The sequence below is a fragment of the Terriglobus aquaticus genome (genome assembly GCF_025685415.1).
Classification (GTDB): Bacteria; Acidobacteriota; Terriglobia; order Terriglobales; family Acidobacteriaceae; genus Terriglobus; species Terriglobus aquaticus.
The window spans coordinates 2,460,147-2,479,115 of sequence record NZ_JAGSYB010000001.1 but is presented as its reverse complement, the minus strand read 5'-3'; the positions used below and the strand labels follow the sequence as shown (position 1 = coordinate 2,479,115).

Here is an 18,969-nt window from a genome sequence, read left to right as displayed (position 1 = left end):
CTGCTGTTCATGGCTTCTGAACGCTAGTACTCGAAGACGTGGGGCGCGGGGTACGTGAGCGTGCCGTCGGAGCGCTGGTACGGGATGAAGAGTCGCTTGCCGCCATCCACGGTAGAGCCAACGATGACGGTCGTGCCGAACGGGCCGCTGCCGTCCGTCACGGACTTGTCCACGTGGTGCGTGGTGATCGGCTTGCCGATTGGGCTATAGCGCGGGTCCGTCCAATCGTCGATGAAGCGGTCCTCCGGGTAGCTCTTGTACTTGTCCGGATGCTGCTTCCAGTCCTTGTCGTTCTGGTATATGGCGTACGCGGTGTCGTAATCCTTCTGCTGCAGCGCGGTCAGGAAGCGGTCGACCTTGTGCTCGACCGGCAGGTTGCTGAACAGCCAGCCATGGCCAGTGACAAAGCCCGCCAACGCGAGCACCAGCAGGAGAATCACAAACGCGACGGCGCCGATCAGGGACAGGCGCACCAGCTTGGCGCGGCGTTCATCGTAAGCGGGAGCATTCAGCAGCGTCATGGTGCAGAAACTTTCCTTTGCCGGGTTGGCGTGTTCCATTAGACACCGTCGCCGCAGGAAACGGCACCCGGTCTCGCGACGTTAGAAGAAGCGGCCCAACGTGAACACGATCTTGCGATGATCATGATCGCCGATGGCTGGCCCAAAGGTGACTGCGCCCAGTGGTGTCTCCGCCGCCAGGCCAAAGAACACGTCCTGTCGCGTCACTGTCCCTGCGTTCGGCGCGTACATCTGTCCCGCTTCGTAGGTTCCGATCACGTAGATGTTCTGCCCCAGCGGAGCCGGTAGGGAAGCGATGCGTCGGAAGTAAGCCGGGCGAACGAGCCAGTAATCGGTGCCGCGATACTCCTCAAACGTGGAGGCGGAAAGCCGTAGCGGTCCGCCCAGTGTGAAGCGGAACGGGTCCGCGACGTTGCGGCCTGCAAAGGTTCCACCCTCGGTCACCAGCGACAGCGTGTTGCCGTGACCGATGTCGCGGAAGTACGACGCGAGCCCCTGAATGCGCGGCGCGTTGGGACTGCGCGATGTGCTGAACTGGTAGCCGGCATTCAGTTCCGCGCGCAAGCCGTGCAGCGGAATCAGGTCGCGATCCTGTCCGTTGAATCGGTAGAGGATGCGCGCGATCTGCTGCTGTCCGTTGAAGTCAGGCAGGCCGTCGCTGCCCGTCTGTGTGTGCCAGCGTTCTGTGTTTTCCTGCCACCCGGCGCGCCACTCCGTGAAATGCGAGACGGTATAGCCGAAGTCGATGCCTCCGCCTGCCTGAATCTGCTGGCGCTCCGCGACTTTGCGCTGATTGCCCCAGATGTAGACCGGCGTGCGCAGGAAGGTGAGGCGCGGCGCCAGGAACAACCCTCGGGCGGTGAGACGCCGGTAGTACTCCGGTTCGACAAAGGTGAGAAAGCCGAAACGCATGGTGGTGCGCAGCTCAGAGCGGTAGCCGCCCAGGTCCTGTTCGGTCAGCACGGCATCGATGGTGGCGCGAGACACACCGCCTGTCTGCGCAATCACGTTGCCACCCACCAGCAGAAAAGGCGGTCCAAACGGTTTGTCGCGGACAAACAGGTTGAGGTCCAGGTCGCCCGGCGTGGGTTTGTAGCCGGTGGCCGGTGGAACGGTTGCAGTGGCCATGCGGCCAGCGCTGCTGGGAGCCACGGTCTCAAACTGCGGCGTGCCGGCCTTGTCGGCGGGGCCGGGCTCCTGCTTGCCCACCGGCAGCGTGTTGTTCACCGATTGGTTGCTGATGGCTTCCCCGCGCTCTCCGGAGCCGGCCTCTGTGTCTCCGCCGAATAGCGCCACCGCGCGGTCATCGCCGGCACCGCGTCGCTCGGTTGGGTGCAACAGTTCGCGACCTTCGACGGGTCGGCCCTGGTTGGCCGGCCCGGTTACCCGCAGGTCGACCTTCTGGCCGTGATTGCTTAGGTAGTAGTCGGACTGAAAGCGACCGTCGCTGCGGACCTCGTTCTGAGCGTGGTCGATCGCCTCGGGGTCCACCGGCTTGCCCGCCAGCGGCACGACCGTATCGCGGATGCCGTTTGCCGCGGAGTGGTTGGGGGCGATCACATTCACCTGGGCGATGTTGCCCAGTGTGCCGCGGAAGCGCTCGCGACGCTGCTCCACATAGGTCGCCCAGGCCGCGTCATCCAGGCGGTAGGGCAGCAGCTTGCCGCTGGCTTTCTCCGCTGCTGCATAGCCAGCGTCGGCCAGCTGGTTCGATTTCGCGTAGTCGGCGGCACCCACGCCTGCCGGCGCAACGGGTTCGACTACCACGTTGGCCTGCGCGCGCGAGCGGACTTCGTTGGACCAGGACGCGACCGAGAAGCTCCGCTGCAGAATGCCAAGCAGGGAATTGGTATCGCCCTTGTCGGGCGGTGTAAGCGGCAGCGACACGGCGATCACCACATCCGCGTGCAGGTCGTTTTTGACCACATCGACGGGCAGGTTTTCTGTCAGGGCTCCGTCCACGTAGATGTGGCCACCATCTTCTAGAGGCGAAAAGACGCCGGGGATCGAGATGGAGGCACGTACTGCCTCGGCCAAGGGGCCCTGCGCAAACACGGCTTCACGGCCGACCAGGATGTCGGTCGCCACGCACCGGAACGGGATGGGCATGCGATTGAAGTCGTACTCCGCGCCGTAGGGCAGGAACTGCGCGTTCAGGAACTCGTTCAGGCCATAGTCCAGCAGAACGCCGTTGCGGAACGACACTCCATGCTTCAGCCCCAGGTTGAAGCCTCCGGGCAGAAAGCGCGCATCTTCGCGACGGCGGAAGTTGATCTGCCGGAAGTCGGTGCTGAGGCGGAACACTTTGGAGAAGACCTGGTCGCTGGTCAGGTCCTGGATCTGCGCAGGCGAGTGCCCGGTGGCGTACAGGGCTCCCACCAGCGATCCCATGCTGGTGCCGGCGATCGCGTCCACGGGAATGTGGTGCTCGTCGAACCACCGCAGAACGCCAACTTCGCTGAGCGCCAGGGCACCACCGCCGCCCAGTGCCAGACCGATGCGCTTGCGCCCAAGTGGCGGTGGCGGAGCGTACACCGGTTTCAGGATCGTGTGCCCGGGGCCGCTGAAATCCTGCGCCGGCCAGGCCAGTTGCACCGGAGGCTGCGCTCCGGCCGGCGCGGCGCCAGGCTTGCTGCCGCTGTCCTTGTTCCGATCGGCCTTCGGCACATTCCGGTCGGAGGGGGCCTGGCTGGACGCGCCCGCCTGCGACGCCGCCGAGTCCGGCGTCGCCGGTGCCTGTGCCAGCAACGGGGCAGACGCCAGGGCGCAAAGAAGCCACCCGAGCCGCAGTTGGCTGAACCGTAAACCGAATCGTCTGGAGATCATTCCTGAGTCATACGATGCAGGGCCATCCGGGATGGATTGCGAGTACGCCTTCCTGTTATCAATGAGCGATGCGGCCGTGGTTACGTCTGTGCGAAGCAAGCCTCGACGCCCTCGCAGGTCTGCGCAGCCGTCGCGACCGCTCTACCGCAGGCCGCCGACGGGCCCTGGGCGAGGCCGGCGAGCGACGCGCTTACTTCCATTTGCGCCGGCTGGGCTATGTGATCGTGGCGCGGCAGTGGCAGGCGCCCAACCTGGATGGCGAGGTCGACCTGATCGCATGGCAAGGCGAAACGCTCTGCTTTATCGAGGTGAAGTCGCGCGCGGCACGGGACCGCTACGCTCCCGAGCGGCTGATCGACGGCAACAAGCGCACGGCGCTGCGGCGCATGGCTCGGGCCTATGTGCGAGGCCTGTATAACGACGGCGATCCGCTGCCGGACATGCGTGCGGATGTGGTGACTGCGTTGCGGCTGCGGCGCGAATGGCGTGTCCAGGTGCAGGCCGACGCGTTTTCGTTGCGCTCCGACTAAAGCGCAAAGTTCGTGGCTATCGGCCTTCGCGGAGGCGCAGTGCAAGCCGCTCCGGTAGTCCAGCCAGCAGGATGTGCCCCTGTGCGCGGGCAAGATCGTAGGGTTCCCGATAGAAGGTGACCTCGTTCGCTTCTTCATCCACCACGGCGAACGCGGCGCGCCAATCGCCGTCCCGCGGCTGACCGACCGACCCAGGATTGATCATGTAGCGGGTGCCGTCCCCGAGCAACGGCAGCGTCCACCGGCTGCTGCCATTGCCGTTCACGGGCTGAATGCGCAACCACTCTTTGCCACGAGCGTGGAAGCCGCCCTGCACATGGGTGTGGCCAAAGAGAGTCACGCGGTGCTGGCTGGTCTGCAAGGGCCCCCATGCGTCGCGGATGTTGAGCACGTAAATGTCTTCGCCATCCGGCGATCCGTGAGAGATCACACTGCTGGACTGCGGCGGTACCACCGGACCTTCCGGCAGTTCTTCCAACCACGTACGCGACTCTTGGCTCAGAACGCCGCTGGTCCACTCCACCGCCTGGCGCGCCGTCGGGTTGAAGTGCGTTGGCGGCAGCAGGCCGCTGCATACGCGATCGTGGTTTCCGCGCACGCTTGCACCGGCTATCAAGCGGACCGCGGCCACGCACTCGTTGGGGCTGCCGCCGTATCCCACCACATCGCCCAGGTTCCACACCGCATCGTGCGGTGGCGCGGCGGCAAGCACTGCCTCCAGGGCTTCCATGTTGCCGTGAATGTCGGAAAGGACGAGCGCTCGCATGCGACTGGCAGAAGGCCATCAGCAATGAGCAGGGCCCTAGCTATGATATGCCGTTCCGTCAGCCCAGTGTGGCCAGCGGCCGCGTGCGATCGGTGTGCATGGTCGGTGCCGCCGCCAGCAATCGCTGCGTGTAGGGGTGCTGCGGCTGCCGAAACATAAGGGCCGCGGGAGCCTGCTCCACGATGCGGCCGTGCTGCATCACCGCGACGTGGTCGGCTACCTGTGCCGTGACGGCGAGGTCGTGCGAGATGAAGAGCATGGCCAGGCCGTGCTCCTCGCGCAGGCGGCGCAGCAGCTTCAGGATTTGTGCCTGCACCGTCACATCCAGCGCCGTGGTCGGCTCATCGGCAATCAGCAGCGCCGGCTGATTGACCACCGCCATGGCGATCAGGATGCGCTGCCGCTGCCCACCGGAAAACTGGTGGGGGTAATCGGCGTAGCGGCGCGTTGGATCAGGAAGTGCCACTTCGTTCAGCGCTGCCAAAACGCGGTCTCGCACCTCCGACCGGTTCAGCTCGGGATGATGCGCGCGGACCGCTTCCGCGATCTGCTCGCCCACGGAGAGCACCGGGTTCAGAGCGGTCATGGGCTCCTGAAAGATCATGGCGATCTCGCGGCCGCGCAGGCTTCGCATCTTCTTCTCGGGCAGCCTGAGCAGGTTTTGCTCGCGAAACCGGATGGCGCCGCTCAGCCTCGCTGCCGGTGCCAACAGGCGCATCACGGCAAACGAGGTGACGGACTTGCCGGAGCCGGACTCACCGACCAGGCCCAGCGTTTCTCCGGGCGCGATGCTGAACGAGATGCCGTCCACCGCGGTGTGATCGCCGAAGCGCACGCGGAGATCGTCGACCTGAAGCAAAGGCACTTGCAAGATGGGAGCCTACGCAGCCGCATCCTGCTGCAGTGCCGCCAGGGTTTTCTGCAGGCTGGCGCTATCTTCCACATTCAGGCCGGTCAGCTCTCGGTCGATCTGGCGAAGCAGACCGGTGAGCACGCGGCCCGGTCCAACCTCGATGAACATCGTCGCGCCGGCGGACTTGAGCTGCGCAATGCACTCCGTCCAGCGGACGGCACCCGTGACCTGGCGAATCAGGCAGTCGCGCGCCTCGGCGCGCCGCGTCACCATGCGCGCGTCCACGTTGCTGGCTACGGGAATAGTCGGATCGTTGAAAACCGTACGCTCCAGGTCGGCATGCAGGCGCTCGGCGGCAGGTGCCATCAGGTTGCAGTGAAAGGGAGCGGAGACGGGCAGCATCACCGTTCGCTTGGCACCGGCTTCCTTGCACAGAGCGGCGGCGCGCTCTACCGCGGCCGTGGCACCACTGATGACGGTCTGGTCGGGCGAGTTCAGGTTGGCCGGTGCGACGGTGTCGTTCAACTCGTCGCTGGCCTGCTGGCACAGATCGTTGATGCGGTCGGCAGGCAGACCCAGGATGGCGGCCATGGTGCCCTTACCTGCGGGCACGGCCTCCTGCATGTAGCGTCCGCGGTTGCGCACGGTGCATACGGCATCTGCAAAGCTAAGCGTGCCTGCGACAACATGTGCGGAGTATTCGCCCAGTGAGTGCCCCGCTGCCAGAGCCGGCGTAATGCCGTGCTCCCCAAGGACGCGCGCTGTCGCCACACTCGCCGTGAGGATGGCCGGTTGCGTGAACTCGGTCTGCTTCAACTGCTCTTCCGGACCGTTGAAACACAGGTCGGTCAGCGAGTAGCCGAGCGCCTCATTGGCCTCGTCAAACACGGCCCGGGCTGCAGGAAACTGATCATAGAGCTCCCGGCCCATGCCGACGCTCTGGGAACCCTGACCGGGAAAAAGGAAGACGATGGTGGGCGCGGAACTCATGCCCTGATGATACTGCCGGAGTGCAGGCCGACCCCCCCAAGCGAACAGGCTAGGTGCCGACGCCAAACTCCAGGTCTGATCGATCGCCCGAGTGGGCGTAGTAGTCATACGGCGTGCGGCGCTTGAACTTGTACCGCGACCGCAACTCGCGCCCGGCGTACAGGCCCGCGGCAAGCACGGCGACCGCTCCGGTCACCCAGGCTGCGGTAATCGCTGCGCGGCTGGCCACAGTTTCACCCGCTACCGCCTGCACTTCTGCTTCCACGCGCGCCGGCAGCTCCTGCAATTGCTCAAGCTGGTCGGAAAGGCGGCGTTCGAACTGCTGCAGGAGTGCGCGACGTTTGCGGTTGAACCTCATGCGAGACATGATAGCGCAGCGCCAGCCGGGTATCCTGTAGCACTTTTGTGCCTTCCAGCGGCGCGGCGGGTCAGCTTTCTGTGGCGGAAAACAGGGGCGCAAAGCGGCGTGCCCTCCGCCGATCCGCACGGGCCTCGGGCGCACCTTTTTCTGCGGGTCCGTGTCTAAGCTGTTTGGTGCGAGGTTCAACGATGAATCGACGTGGAACAGTGTCCGGCGTGTTCTTGCTCCTGGCGTGTGCGGCTCCTGCAGCGTTCGCGCAGGGCGCGTACCCACCACCGCCTCAGGCGTTTGCGAGCATCGTGCGACAGGCGCCGCAGCAGAGCAGCTTCACGCTTGATCGCTCCATGCTGACGGCGGCAGACGGCTTCCTGAATGGTTCCAGTCCCGATGGTCGTCGCATCGCAGCCGGCCTGAACAGCATTACGTTCACGAATTTCCACTACCACGACTACGCCGGGTACGACGGCGCCGCGTTTGCCGCGCTGAACTCCGCGTATGAGGCGGCAGGCTTTCATCACATGGTGAACGCCAACGCAAACAGCCGCGCACCCATGCTGACGGACCTGTGGCTGCGAACGCAGGGTGCCATGGTCACCAACGTGGTCGTGCTGACGCGCGGCGACCGCAACATGAACGCGATCACGGTCGACTGCAACCTGCGGCCGCTGGACCTGCTGCACCTGAGCGGACACTTCGGCATTCCCCAGGTGGATGCGAACGCCGTGATGGTACCCGCGGGGCCGGGCGGAGCACCTCCGCCGGCATATGGTCCGTCCCAAGTGCCCGACGTTGCTACAGGACCGGTGAGCCCCGCTCCGAACTCCGCTCCCCAGCCTCTACAGAACCCGCCGACGCTGCACCACCACAGTGCGAACGACCCACAGTAGGTAGAGGCACCCACGAGCTAACGAGAGCGATAGCTCTCGATCTCTCGCAGCAGCGAGACCTTTCGCTCGGCGGGAAGAAAGCTTGCTTCGACCGAGTTCGCTGCAAACTCGCGCATCTGCTCGTTCGTGAACTCGAACTCCCGCTGCACGGTTTCGTACTCGTCCAACAGGTCTGCTCCGAACATGGGCGGGTCATCGCTGTTGAGCGTGACCATCAGGCCGCGTTCAAAGTAAAGCCGCACGGGGTGGTGTTCGATGGAACCGCAGCAGCCGGTGCGCAGGTTGCTGGTCACGTTCAGCTCCAAGGGGATCTGCCGTTCCGCCAGCACGTCCAGCAGCTCCGGGTCATTCACCGCACTCAGCGCGTGGCCCAGCCGCTCGGCGCCGATGTTGATCGCGCTCCAAATGGAGCCGGCGGGCACCGATTCGCCCGCGTGTACGGTCAGGTGCAGCCCGGCTGCTTTGGCCTCCGCGTAGAGGTCTCGGAAGTCCTCGGCCGGGCCGCGCGCCTCGTCGCCGCCAATGCCGATGCCGACAATGCTTGGATACTGCTGCTTCAACTCTGCGGCTTTGCGGAAAACCGCTGCAGCTTCCTCAGCGCCAAAGTGACGAACGGCGTCGAAGATCCAGAACACGGTCGTGCCGAACTCCTGCTCGGCGCGCTTGCGACCGCGCTCCACGGCGGCGATTACGTCGCTCACGTGCAACTGCTGCTTGAAGCGGAGAATGATGCCGATGCTGATGTAGACCTCGGCATGGCGCACGCCCTGCTCGGCTAGCCGGCGCACCATCTCAACCGTGATCAGCTCGTAATCTTCCGGCGCCTGCAGCCGTTCACTCACGGCTTTGAAGGCCATCAGGAAGCCGATGAAGTTTTCGTAAACGTACAGCGCACGCGCTGCCTCGAGCGTCAGCGGCTCGGCGTCGTGCCGCTGCGAGAGCGCCATCAGCGTCTCCGGAACGATGGTGCCCTCCAAGTGCAGGTGCAGTTCGCACTTGGGCAGGCCGCGCAACCACTCCCGGTCCGGTGTGATCACTGCGCGAACTCGCTGCGCTTGCGGCTGTAGAAGAAGTACACAAATAATCCAATCGTTAGCCAGACGAAGAACCGGACCCAGGTGATCGCAGGCAGGCCTGCCATAAGCAAAAGACTGAACAGGATGCTGAGCACAGGGATCACAGGTCCGCCCGGAACGCTGAAGCCGCGGCGGCGGCTCGGGTCCTTGCGGCGCAGCACCAGCACGCCAATCGACACCAGCACAAAGGCGAACAGCGTTCCGATGTTCGACATTTCGGCCAGCGAGCCTACATCGAACAGGCCCGCCGGAATCGCGACCAGGATGCCCGCGACGATGGTCGAGAAGGCCGGCGTGCGAAAGCGAGAGTGCACCCGCGAGAACGCCGACGGCAGCAGGCGGTCGCGCGACATGGCGTACCAGATGCGCGCCTGGCCATACTGCCCCACCAGGATCGACGAGATCATGCCCAGTAGGGCGCCGATGAGCACGAACAGCCGAACCAGGTGCAGGCGCTGCCCACCCGGCTCCAGCGACAGCCGCTTCAACGCGTTCACGATCGGCGCGCCGTCACCCACCACGGTGGACCACGGCACCATGCCGGTCAGCACCAGCGCCACGCCCATGTACAGAATGGTGCAGACGATGAGGGTGGCGATGATGCCGATCGGAACATCGCGCTTGGGATTGCGGCACTCCTCGCTGGCGGTGGAGACCGCGTCGAAGCCGATGTAGGTGAAGAAGATGATCGACCCGCCTGCAAGAATTCCGGAGAAGCCGTTGGGGCTGAACGGGTGGTAGTTCGCTGGATGGATGAAGCCCAGGCCGAAGAGAACAAACGCCAGGATCGCCGCGACTTTAATCAGCACCATGATGTTGTTGGTGCGCGAGGACTCCCGGATGCCTAACACCAGCACGACGGTGATGAAGAACACGATCAGGAACGCAGGGATGTCGAAGCCGGCATGCCATCCGGGAGTGAAGATGTCCTTGCCTGCCAGGTCCTGCAAACCCTGTGGCAGAAAGGCGGGCGACAACCACTTCGGGTCCATGCGGATGCCCAGCCAGTCCAGCAGGTCGACCACATGCGCGGCAAAACCCACGGACACGCTCATGTTGGCAAACGCGTACTCGAGGATCAGGTCCCAGCCGATGACCCACGCCACCAACTCGCCCAGCGTGGCATAGGTGTACGTGTAGGCCGAGCCGGCAATCGGGATCATGCTGGCCAGCTCGGCGTAGCACAGGCCCGTGAACGCACACACGACCGCAACCAGGACGAGCGACAACGCCAGCGCGGGTCCCGCACCAGGCCTGCCTGCCACCGCGCCGTGGTGCAGGATCAGGTCCAGGATTGGCGATCCCTTCCAGTCGGCGATCTTGGCGGGGTTACCGCCGATGGCGGTGCCGATGACGGTGAAAATGCCCGAACCGATGACAAGGCCCACCCCAAGCGCGGTGAGCGACACCGGGCCCAGCGTTTTCTTGAGAGCGGTTTCAGGCTGCTCCGACTCGCTGATCAGCTTGTCGATGGACTTGGTGGCAAAGATCTGTCGGGGCAGCGGCGTGTCCTCTAAGCGGCGCTAAGTTCTGGAAGCGGACTAAACAGCAGTGTATCCCTTTCTGGAATGCGGACTTTTATCCGCGATGCTCGATTTTAGGTGACGGTTGTACGGCCTCGTGGCTATTCTGGTCCGCATCATGAACGTTCGGTACTACGAGGTGACGCCAGCGCAGCGTCACCGGCAAGCCGTAAGTTTCGGCATGCGATTCGGACTGGCCTGGATGGCTCTTCTTCTCATCGCTGGTGTTGCCGCCATGTTTGCCCAAGACACCGCTCAGCCCCACGCTGCCGGCGGCTCTACAAACGCATGGCTGGGCCCGTGGACGCGGGCGAGCGATCAGCCCGTCATCGCTCCCCGGCCGGCCTCCGTGTTCAACGACCCGGTCAGCGGCGCACCCGTTCACTGGGAGGCGCTGCACACCTTCAACCCTGCGGCCATTGTTCGCAACGGCCGGATCTATGTCCTGTACCGGGCCGAGGACAACTCCGGCGACATGGCAATCGGCGGCCACGTCTCGCGGCTTGGCCTGGCCTCCAGCGCAGACGGCATCCACTTCGACCGCATGCCCGAACCCGTGCTGTATCCCGCGAAAGACGATCAGCAGAGCCGCGAGGTGCCGGGTGGCGTCGAGGACCCGCGTCTCGTGGAGCGTCCGGGCGGCGGGTATGTCCTCACGTACACGCAGTGGTCTCGCGCCCGACAGAGCTACTCAGTCGGCATCGCCACGTCCGACGACCTCGTGCACTGGCAGAAGCACGGCCCCGCCTTCCAGGGCGCGCTGGGCGGACGCTACAACGAGCTGAAGTACAAGTCCGCCGGCATGGTCACCGAAGTTCGGGATGGCCGCCTGGTCGCAGCAAAGATCCGTGGCAAGTTCTGGATGTTCTGGGGCGAGATCGAGGTCGGTCTCGCCAGCTCCGACGACCTGGTTCACTGGACACCGGTGGAGGACAGCCCGGGCAAGCCACACGTGGTGCTGCGCGCGCGTCCCGGCAAGGCGGACAGCGCCTTCCCGGAAACCGGGCCGCCGCCGGTGCTCACCAGCCGTGGAGTCGTCATGCTGTACAACGCGAAGAATGCCCAAGGTGCGGGCGGCCAGCCCGGGCTACAGCCGGGCACCTACTCGGTGGAAGAGGCTCTCTGGTCTGCCGAAGACCTAACCCGCCTGCTCGACCGCACCGAGACGCCCGTCTTCCAGCCGGAATTGCCGTTTGAACGCAGCGGGCAATACGCTGCCGGTACCACCTTCGCGGAGGGGCTGGTGCTGTTCCAGGGCAAGTGGTGGATGTACTACGGGTGTGCGGACTCGTTCGTGGGAGTGGCGACCGCTCCCGCACGCTAGTGCTGGGCTGAGCCCCTGTCCTGCGGTTTGGGTCCGGTTCCGGCCACTGCGGTGCATTGTCCCGACCCTGCATCATCGCAACGGACCGTGGTGCCATCTACCAGGCGGTAGCGTGTGCCGTTGAACCGATAGAGGCTCAGGCCGTACTCGCTCGCGCTGTTATGCCACCCCACGGCAACATCGTGCAGGCCGCCGGAAACTTGTGGCAGGATCACGTCGAACCAGCCGTCCAGGTCTCCAATGACCACTGGCTTCCCAGCGTCCCACCGCAACAACCACATGGCCCCGTTCGAGCCCTGCCCTCCGCGCGCGCATCCTGGACCGGCCTCGGCCAGGGTGTAGTGGCCGGTGCCCAGGTTCACGCGGTGCACGACGATGGCGTGAGGCCAGTCGTTGTCGCCTTCGCAGTCATCCCAAACGGTGTTGCTGGCTACGATCGCCTCTTCCAGCGCTTTGCGCTGTGCCGCGGAGAGCGGTTCCGCCGCCAACTGCTGAGGTCCGCGCATGGCGACGATTCGTTGCCAGTCGACGCTTTGCGCGCGCATCGACGTGCCGCCCAGCGCCGTAAGCAGAGCCAGAACCTGCAACATCTTCACGGGAACTCCCTGCATTGCGAAAGCCCCGGGATATGCCGGGGCCTTCGCGGGTTTGTGTGTGGGTCGCAGCTTAGCGCTTGGACGCACCCTTGCTCAACGAGCGGACCTTCTTCTTGTTGGAGCCGCGAGGAGTGGTGCGAGGAGCCTTGGGCGCTGCTTCCTTACGGGCCTTGCGCTTGGCTGCCTTGCGCTCGCCGTGTTCCAGCTTCTTGGTGTTTGCCATATGTTTTCCGTTCCTGAACTTGAAAATGTGGAGGCGCCTTGCCCCGAGCCGCAGCGTTGCCGCTACACCCGCTCAAGCTGGGCGAACTTCTCCACCAGCTTCTTTACGCCGTGCCTTTGAAATTGTACCGTGAGCTTGGCATCCGGGCCGTCGCCTTCGCGCATGGCAATCACGCCTTCGCCATATTTCGGATGGCGTACCTTGGTTCCGCGCTTCAACTGGGTCTCCCCCGTCTGCTCGGGAAGGTCCATCTTGGGCCGCTTCAGCGCCCCGCCCGCGGCACCAAAGAAGCTTGCGATGTTGTCGATAGAGTCCGGCGACTTCGCCTTTTGCGACGAAAACTGCAAGCCGAAATTAGACCGCGGCTTGCTCGCCGCTGCCGGCCGCGAAGCTCCGCTCTGGTCCTCGTCCTCGTAGCTGTAATGCCGCTCGCCACCATGGTCATCGTCGCGCTTGCCCCATTTGCCGCCACCACCCCAGCGCGAGCCGCCAGCCGACCCGTACATGGAGCCGATCCGGCCGCCGTACTCACCCGAATAGCCGGGCCGCTCTGCCGGCGATCCAAGATCTTCCACCAGCCGTGACGGCACCTCTTCCAGGAAACGGGAAGCCACGCTGGGCTCCGGCATGTCGGAGCCGTAGCGGCGGCGATACCGAGCGCGGGTAAGCACCAGCGTGTCCATGGCGCGCGTCATGCCCACGTAGCACAGGCGGCGCTCCTCCTCCAGGCCGGTGGGGTCCTGCAGCGTGCGCGAGTGGGGGAACAGGCCTTCTTCCATGCCGCACAGGAAGACCAGCGGGAACTCCAGCCCCTTGGCCGCGTGCAGCGTCATCAGCGTCACGCGCGCGTCCTGGTTGATCTGATCGGTGTCGCTCACCAGCGCGGCGTGGTCCAGGAAGTCGGCCAGCGTCTCGCCGCGTTCCTGCGCATCCTGCGCCGCGTTCGCAAGTTCCTTCAGGTTTTCAATGCGGCTGAAGGCTTCGGGAGTGCCCTCGTTCTCCAACTGCTTGATGTAGCCGGAACGGTCGTTCAGGAACTTGATCAACTCGGGCAGCGTCGCCGGATCGCCCGGCGCCCGGAAGCCGTCAATGCGATTCGAAGTCTGTAAAGCTGTTGAAGCGTCGTCTGCCTCGGACTGCAGCGGCACCGGTGCGGCCTTGGCACGCAGCTCTTCAAACTGGTCACTCAGGCTCGTCACGCGAGCGCGGCCGTTCGTCTTCTTCTGCGCCGTGTGTGTCTCGAACGGATTGAATGCAGCCTGTGCCGCGGGCGGCGGCTCCGGCGCGGCAGGCGCTCCGCCGAAGAAGGAAGAGATCGCGCTCGCGCTCTCGTCATCGACCGGCTCGTCATCCGCGGAGGCTGCCAGCGCAATCGGCTCTTCGCCGCCGTCGTCCATTGCGCTCGGATCGAAGGAGAAGTCGAAGCTCGTGTCGGAACTGTCCGCTGCTGCGGAAGTCTCCGGTGCCAGCGTGCTGCGTTCTTCGGTCCACGCCGCCTCTTCGCCACCAAAATCGAAATTGAAGTTGAAGCTCGTGTCGAAGCTCGCGTCTTCATTGGCGTCAGAGGTGGAGGCGTTTTCTTCCGCTCCCACAAACTCGTGCGCTGCTTCGATCGTCTCGCCCAGCCCCTGCGATGCCACTCCCTGCGCATCCGCAGCCAGGGCGTTGCCGAACCCGGGGCCAAGCATGGCACGTGCATCCAGGATCAGCCGGCGGAAGCCACTCAGCGCGGTGAGCGCGCGCGCTGGCAACAACTGGTCGCGGATCGCCGCTTCGATAGCGTCCCAGGTGCTGGTACCGGTGCTCAGGGCGAGCCGCTCCAGAGTCTCCATGGTGGTCTTGCCGATGCCGCGCGCGGGCGAGTTCACCACGCGATTCAGCGCGATGGAGTCATGCGGGTTCTGCACCAGCTTCAGGTAGCTGAGCATGTCCTTCACTTCGGCGCGCTCGTAAAAGCTGAAGCCGCCGACCATGTGGTACTGAATCGCGTAACGGCGCAGCGCCTCTTCCACCAGGCGCGACTGCGAGTTGGTGCGGTACAGCACGGCACACTTCGGCGTATCGCCATTCTGTCCGGCTTCCTTGATGTACTTCTGCACGCGGTCCGCAATGAAGAGCGCTTCATTCTCGCCGTCCGGACCCTCGTAGTAGCCGATCAGCGATCCGCCTTCGCGCGTGGTGAACAGCTCCTTGCCCTTGCGCTGTGTGTTGTTGCGCACCACCGCGCCCGCGCCCTCCAGGATCACCTGGGTCGAACGGTAGTTCTGCTCCAATCGGATGATCTTGGTCGAATCGAAATCCTTCTCGAAATCAAGGATGTTCTTGATGTCCGCACCGCGCCACGAGTAGATGGACTGGTCTTCGTCACCCACGACGCACACGTTGCCGTGCGATCCGCCCAGCAGCTTCATCAGTTCGTATTGCGGACGGTTGGTGTCCTGATACTCGTCGATCAGCAGATAGCGGTAGCGACGGTTGTAGCGCTCGCGGGTTTCGGTGCTCACCTTCAGCAGGCGCACGGTTTCCAGCAGCAGGTCGTCGAAGTCCATCGCGTTGTTCTTCGCGAGTTCCTTTTTATAGATCTCGAAGATGTGCGCGATGCGTTCTTCCAGCGGATTGGTCGACGCGAGGAAGTACTCCTGCGGATCGATCATGTGGTTCTTGGCCCAGCTGATACGGCCCAGCACTACACGCGGCTTCAGTTGCTTGTCATCGATGCCCAGCCGCTTCAGCGCCTGTTTGACAATGGCCTGCTGATCGGCTTCGTCATAGATGGCGAAGGTGCGCGTCAAACCTTCGCCGTTCAGGCGCAGGGCTTCGATGTCGCGGCGGAGGATGCGTACACATAACGAGTGGAAAGTTGCGATCGTCGGCTTGGCGAGCGAAGAGTGGCCGATCAGCTTCTCGACGCGCTCCTGCATCTCCTTCGAAGCCTTGTTGGTAAAGGTGACCGCGAGGATGGAATCCGCCGGAACACCCTTCTCCTGGATCAGGTACGCGATGCGATGCGTGATCACGCGCGTCTTGCCGGACCCTGCGCCGGCCAGGATCAACACCGATCCGTCGGTGTGCTCGACGCCTTCGCGCTGTTGCGGATTCATGTTTTTCAGCAGGGGACTTTCAGCAGCAGGCACGGCGATTCACTCTCACCTTCTAGTGTACGAGTTTCGCCGCCCCTTCGCCTCTGCTCCGCAGTCCGCCGGGCCCCCACCGCGCACTTCGGCGCACTGAATCGCACAAATCTACCGGAGCTGCGCGGGCGATGACTCCGGTGCGACTTTTACAACCGTCGCTCCACAGGTCGCGATGTTCTGGCAGGCGATCGGCTTCAGCGTGTTCTTGTTCAGGCATACCTCGATAGCCGTTAGGTAGTTGCGCCCGCAGGACAATGCAAGGCTGCCCTGCGGAAATCCGGGGTTGGCCTTGTAAAAGGCATCAAGAATGTCACTGGGCTTCAACTGCAGCGTCTGTGTCACGTTCTGCAACTGCGGTGGCGTCTTCACCGACTCAAAAGCGCGATCGGCGGTGGTGAAGAATGCGTCCGCTGCCAACCCGCTGCAGGTGCCGTGCTTGGTCCACTCATGGTGCAGCAGTATCAAGCTCGGCGTGTCCTTCAGGTAAGGCGTGTAGCTTGCCGGTCCGGGTGCCGTGCCGCAGTTTGCTGGCCACGTTCCGCTGAAGTTCTGCGGCCACATGCCATGCAGAACAAAGCCATGGGGCGTGCCGCACTCGCTGGCAGCATCCTGCAGGCGTTGCTGCCGTTTGCCTGCACGTTCACTCAGCGGCAACACTTCTACGTTGTGACAGAACTCCGGCGACCAGCTCAGGTTCAGCAGGTAGTAATCGAACTTGCCCGGCGCTGCAGAAACCTCTTGAGCACGGCCGCGAACGCACGGCAACAGCACAAGGGCAACAAGCAAGAACAACGGATGCAAAGCACGAGATCGAGCCATAGTGACCGATTGGATGCATCGGCTTCAAGCACTGTTCTCCTGGTCCGAGTCCCGCATTTATGTGTGCACTTCCGGACACCGCTGACCGTCCGCGAACACTGTCAAACGTTCATCGAAATGTCTCAAAGAAAGTTGAAAAAAGTAAGGAACCAAACTGCAACCGCTGCGTATAACCCAGTGCGCGACGAAGTGCCAACTGCAGTGGGACTCGCCAGCAAAATCAATATCGGAGAGTCATCCCATGTCGGTCCGCAATCTTGTGTCCACCCTCGCTCTGGCAGCTTCCACCCTTGTCCCCGTCACCTCTCATGCGGCCTCGCTGTTCGGTCGCACCAGCAGCAGCGGCAACGCTCCCTCTGTCACCGTTAGCAAAGCCAAGATGGTGAAGTTCAAGCTGGTCAACAAGACCGCGTCACCCATGACCGTCCTCATCAACGACCAGCCCATGACGCTGGCCGCGAACTCGGAAACGCCGGTTCGCATTGCAGAGGGCACTGACATTTTCAGCGACGATCACAGCACCGTGAAACTGCACGTGACGGGTGATCTGTCAGGCAATACCGTTTCGTTCCGCTAACCGCGGAACGCAGGGCATGCGCCGGGCCTGTGGCGAACCTGGCGTACACGACAACGCCACTCCTTGAGGCTGCGCAGGGCCGCCATGCAGACGGCCCTGCGCGATCTTTCATTTTCCCCGTTGTCTCTCGAAGTCGTAATGGTCACCCGCTATGCTGGTGCCATGCCTCTTCGCACACACTTTGCGTCTTTTGCTCGTCGGCCATGGGCGCACGACCCGAGTTCGGCGATGCCGCACGTCTGTTAGGACAGGCACTGGCAAAGCGAAACATCGGCCTGGTGTACGGCGGTGCACGCGTTGGCCTCATGGGTGCCGTGGCTGACAGCACCATGCAGCACGGCGGCAAAGTCATCGGCGTGATCCCGCATGTTCTGGTGGATCGAGAACTTTCAAACGAAGGTTTGACTGAGCTGCACGTGGTGGACACGATGCACACGCGCAAGGCACTCATGGCGGAGAGATCCGACGCGTTCCTGGTCCTGCCGGGCGGCTACGGAACGTTTGAAGAGATGTTCGAAGTGCTCACATGGCAATCGATTCGCCTGCACACCAAGCCGGTTTGCCTTCTGAATGTCAGCGGCTTCTACGACGGCCTGATCGCGTTTCTGGACACCTGCGTTTCCGAAGGTGTGCTTCGCCCCGCGGCACGCGCGAACCTGTTGCTGGCCGAAACGGTGGAGAACGCGCTCGACCTGCTGACAGAGCACGTCAACGCAGGCGAAGCCGCGACACCGCTGCGACCGGAGGCGACTGCGGACATCTAAACCTGCTAGTCCACAACGGACTGGAGGCTTTGTAGCTGTGCCCACCCTGTTTGATCCCATTCGCGTCGGCGACCTCGACCTGCCGAACCGCATCTTCATGGCTCCGCTCACCCGGCTGCGGGGCACCGTGGATAACCTGCCGCGTCCGGAGCTTGCGGCACAGTACTATTCGGAACGCGCCTCCGCCGGCCTGATCATCTCAGAAGGCACTCCGGTTGACCCTATGGGTGTCGGATATCCGCAGGTGCCGGGCATCTGGTCGCAGCAGCAGGTCGAGCTTTGGAAGCCCATTGTCGACGCCGTGCACCAGGCCGGCGGCCGCATCTTTGCGCAAATCTGGCACGTGGGCCGCATCTCACACACTTCGTATCTACATGGCAAGCTGCCCGTTGCGCCCAGCCCGATCGCGGCGCCGGGACACGTGACGCTTGTGCGTCCCTACACCGATCATGAGACACCGCACGCACTGACCACGGCTGAAGTGAAGCAGGTGGTGGAGCAATTTGGTCGCGGCGCGCGCAATGCCAAGGCCGCAGGATTTGATGGCGTGGAGCTGCACGGAGCTAATGGCTACCTGCTCGACCAATTCCTGCAATCCGGCACCAACCAGCGCGACGATGAGTACGGCGGATCGGTGGAGAATCGAGCCCGCCTGATGCTCGAGTGCACCGATGCCGCGATTGCGGAGTTCGGAGCCGGCCGCGTAGGCATGCACCTGGCACCGCGCAGCGACATCCACGGCATCAGCGACAGCAATCGTCCGGAAACCTTCGGCTACGTGGCGCGCGAGCTTGGCCGCCGCAAGATCGCTTTCATCATGGCGCGCGAAAAGCTCGGTCCAGACAGCCTGGGTCCCACGTTGAAGCGGGAGTTTGGCGGCGTGTACGTGATGAATGAAGAGTTTACGCTCGACACCGCGAACGAGGTTCTGCAGAACGGCGATGCCGACGCGGTCGGCTTTGGCAAGCTCTTCATCGCAAACCCGGATCTGCCGGCGCGTCTGCGGCAGGGTGCAGCGCTCAACCCGCCGCGGCCAGAGCTCTTTTACTCGCACGAGGCTGCAGGCTACATCGACTATCCCGCGCTCACGGCTTAGCAGGCTGCACACGCAGCGAAGCATCGCAATCGTAAGCAACAGTCGCGCGGGAATCTCCCGCGCGACTGTTGCTTGCGCTGCCGTTTGCACTACAAGGGAAGAG

Annotated in this window: 18 protein-coding genes; 6 read left to right on the top strand and 12 right to left on the bottom strand. The window is 63.7% G+C overall.

The window, feature by feature from the left end; genetic code table 11:
- Nucleotides 1-23: 23 nt before the first annotated feature.
- Together OHL12_RS10370 and OHL12_RS10365 are read right to left on the bottom strand one after the other, a co-directional pair.
- Nucleotides 24-521, bottom strand: coding sequence for a hypothetical protein (locus OHL12_RS10370; protein ID WP_263413745.1), 498 nt, complete (start codon nt 519-521; stop codon nt 24-26).
- 81 nt (nt 522-602) lie between these two features.
- Nucleotides 603-3,347, bottom strand: coding sequence for a patatin-like phospholipase family protein (locus OHL12_RS10365; RefSeq protein WP_263413744.1), 2,745 nt, complete (start codon nt 3,345-3,347; stop codon nt 603-605).
- Nucleotides 3,348-3,415: 68 nt separating this feature from the next.
- Here OHL12_RS10365 and OHL12_RS10360 point away from each other — a divergent pair, with 68 nt between their 5' ends.
- The gene (locus tag OHL12_RS10360; protein WP_263413743.1) at nt 3,416-3,877 is read left to right on the top strand and encodes a YraN family protein; all 462 of its coding nucleotides are present in this window, start codon (nt 3,416-3,418) and stop codon (nt 3,875-3,877) included.
- Nucleotides 3,878-3,893: 16 nt separating this feature from the next.
- On the opposite strand, the gene OHL12_RS10355 is transcribed toward OHL12_RS10360, so the two are convergent.
- Genes OHL12_RS10355 through OHL12_RS10340 form a run of 4 tightly spaced genes read right to left on the bottom strand, consistent with a single transcriptional unit; the run spans nt 3,894 to nt 6,844 of the window.
- Nucleotides 3,894-4,643: a metallophosphoesterase family protein gene (locus tag OHL12_RS10355; RefSeq protein ID WP_263413742.1), complete on the bottom strand. Its 750-nt coding sequence runs from the start codon at nt 4,641-4,643 to the stop codon at nt 3,894-3,896.
- A gap of 58 nt (nt 4,644-4,701) precedes the next feature.
- Complete coding sequence (locus OHL12_RS10350) at nt 4,702-5,517, bottom strand: ABC transporter ATP-binding protein (RefSeq protein WP_263415117.1); 816 nt, start codon at nt 5,515-5,517, stop codon at nt 4,702-4,704.
- Nucleotides 5,518-5,523: 6 nt separating this feature from the next.
- Entirely contained in the window at nt 5,524-6,486 is a 963-nt protein-coding gene (gene fabD, locus OHL12_RS10345) for an ACP S-malonyltransferase (RefSeq protein ID WP_263413741.1), read from the bottom strand.
- A gap of 49 nt (nt 6,487-6,535) precedes the next feature.
- Nucleotides 6,536-6,844, bottom strand: a complete 309-nt coding sequence (locus OHL12_RS10340; protein WP_263413740.1) for a hypothetical protein — start codon at nt 6,842-6,844, stop codon at nt 6,536-6,538.
- 191 nt (nt 6,845-7,035) lie between these two features.
- On the opposite strand from OHL12_RS10340, the gene OHL12_RS10335 reads away from it, so the two are divergent.
- Nucleotides 7,036-7,734 carry a hypothetical protein gene (locus OHL12_RS10335; protein WP_263413739.1) on the top strand — a complete coding sequence of 233 codons (699 nt, stop codon included), beginning with the start codon at nt 7,036-7,038 and terminating at the stop codon, nt 7,732-7,734.
- Nucleotides 7,735-7,751: 17 nt separating this feature from the next.
- On the opposite strand, the gene add is transcribed toward OHL12_RS10335, so the two are convergent.
- Together add and OHL12_RS10325 are read right to left on the bottom strand one after the other, a co-directional pair.
- Nucleotides 7,752-8,771 (bottom strand): adenosine deaminase, encoded by a 1,020-nt coding sequence (gene add, locus OHL12_RS10330; protein ID WP_263413738.1) that lies wholly within the window; start codon nt 8,769-8,771, stop codon nt 7,752-7,754.
- Nucleotides 8,768-10,273: an amino acid permease gene (locus OHL12_RS10325; protein ID WP_263415116.1), complete on the bottom strand. Its 1,506-nt coding sequence runs from the start codon at nt 10,271-10,273 to the stop codon at nt 8,768-8,770. Before OHL12_RS10325 ends, add begins: the two co-directional genes overlap by 4 nt.
- A gap of 178 nt (nt 10,274-10,451) precedes the next feature.
- On the opposite strand from OHL12_RS10325, the gene OHL12_RS10320 reads away from it, so the two are divergent.
- On the top strand, nt 10,452-11,657 hold the full coding sequence (locus OHL12_RS10320; RefSeq protein ID WP_263413737.1) for a glycoside hydrolase family 130 protein: 1,206 nt from the start codon (nt 10,452-10,454) through the stop codon (nt 11,655-11,657).
- Here the strand turns inward: OHL12_RS10320 and OHL12_RS10315 are convergent.
- The 4 genes from OHL12_RS10315 to OHL12_RS10300 all read right to left on the bottom strand — a co-directional run bounded on the left by OHL12_RS10315 (nt 11,654) and on the right by OHL12_RS10300 (nt 16,411).
- Nucleotides 11,654-12,253 (bottom strand): hypothetical protein, encoded by a 600-nt coding sequence (locus OHL12_RS10315; protein WP_263413736.1) that lies wholly within the window; start codon nt 12,251-12,253, stop codon nt 11,654-11,656. The genes OHL12_RS10320 and OHL12_RS10315 overlap by 4 nt on opposite strands.
- Before the next feature lie 70 nt (nt 12,254-12,323).
- Nucleotides 12,324-12,476, bottom strand: coding sequence for a hypothetical protein (locus tag OHL12_RS10310; RefSeq protein ID WP_263413735.1), 153 nt, complete (start codon nt 12,474-12,476; stop codon nt 12,324-12,326).
- A 62-nt stretch (nt 12,477-12,538) separates the two neighbouring features.
- Entirely contained in the window at nt 12,539-15,577 is a 3,039-nt protein-coding gene (locus OHL12_RS10305) for an ATP-dependent helicase (RefSeq protein WP_263413734.1), read from the bottom strand.
- A 141-nt stretch (nt 15,578-15,718) separates the two neighbouring features.
- The gene (locus OHL12_RS10300) at nt 15,719-16,411 is read right to left on the bottom strand and encodes a ribonuclease T2 family protein (protein WP_263413733.1); all 693 of its coding nucleotides are present in this window, start codon (nt 16,409-16,411) and stop codon (nt 15,719-15,721) included.
- A gap of 259 nt (nt 16,412-16,670) precedes the next feature.
- On the opposite strand from OHL12_RS10300, the gene OHL12_RS10295 reads away from it, so the two are divergent.
- From OHL12_RS10295 to OHL12_RS10285, 3 genes are all read left to right on the top strand, one after another.
- A complete protein-coding gene (locus OHL12_RS10295) occupies nt 16,671-17,006 on the top strand; it encodes a hypothetical protein (RefSeq protein ID WP_263413732.1) in 336 nt (111 codons plus the stop codon).
- A gap of 110 nt (nt 17,007-17,116) precedes the next feature.
- A complete protein-coding gene (locus OHL12_RS10290) occupies nt 17,117-17,770 on the top strand; it encodes a TIGR00730 family Rossman fold protein (protein ID WP_399262205.1) in 654 nt (217 codons plus the stop codon).
- Between the two features lie 37 nt (nt 17,771-17,807).
- Entirely contained in the window at nt 17,808-18,866 is a 1,059-nt protein-coding gene (locus OHL12_RS10285) for an alkene reductase (RefSeq protein ID WP_263413730.1), read from the top strand.
- Nucleotides 18,867-18,969 lie beyond the last annotated feature (103 nt).

What these genes read in the sequence shown, in the direction of transcription:
- OHL12_RS10370 (WP_263413745.1), bottom strand. Translation starts at nt 521, where the DNA reads ATGACGCTGCTGAATGCTCCCGCTTACGATGAACGCCGCGCCAAGCTG.
- OHL12_RS10365 (WP_263413744.1), bottom strand. Translation starts at nt 3,347, where the DNA reads ATGATCTCCAGACGATTCGGTTTACGGTTCAGCCAACTGCGGCTCGGG.
- OHL12_RS10360 (WP_263413743.1), top strand. Translation starts at nt 3,416, where the DNA reads ATGCGGCCGTGGTTACGTCTGTGCGAAGCAAGCCTCGACGCCCTCGCA.
- OHL12_RS10355 (WP_263413742.1), bottom strand. Translation starts at nt 4,643, where the DNA reads ATGCGAGCGCTCGTCCTTTCCGACATTCACGGCAACATGGAAGCCCTG.
- fabD (WP_263413741.1), bottom strand. Translation starts at nt 6,486, where the DNA reads ATGAGTTCCGCGCCCACCATCGTCTTCCTTTTTCCCGGTCAGGGTTCC.
- OHL12_RS10340 (WP_263413740.1), bottom strand. Translation starts at nt 6,844, where the DNA reads ATGAGGTTCAACCGCAAACGTCGCGCACTCCTGCAGCAGTTCGAACGC.
- OHL12_RS10335 (WP_263413739.1), top strand. Translation starts at nt 7,036, where the DNA reads ATGAATCGACGTGGAACAGTGTCCGGCGTGTTCTTGCTCCTGGCGTGT.
- OHL12_RS10320 (WP_263413737.1), top strand. Translation starts at nt 10,452, where the DNA reads ATGAACGTTCGGTACTACGAGGTGACGCCAGCGCAGCGTCACCGGCAA.
- OHL12_RS10310 (WP_263413735.1), bottom strand. Translation starts at nt 12,476, where the DNA reads ATGGCAAACACCAAGAAGCTGGAACACGGCGAGCGCAAGGCAGCCAAG.
- OHL12_RS10305 (WP_263413734.1), bottom strand. Translation starts at nt 15,577, where the DNA reads ATGAATCCGCAACAGCGCGAAGGCGTCGAGCACACCGACGGATCGGTG.
- OHL12_RS10295 (WP_263413732.1), top strand. Translation starts at nt 16,671, where the DNA reads ATGTCGGTCCGCAATCTTGTGTCCACCCTCGCTCTGGCAGCTTCCACC.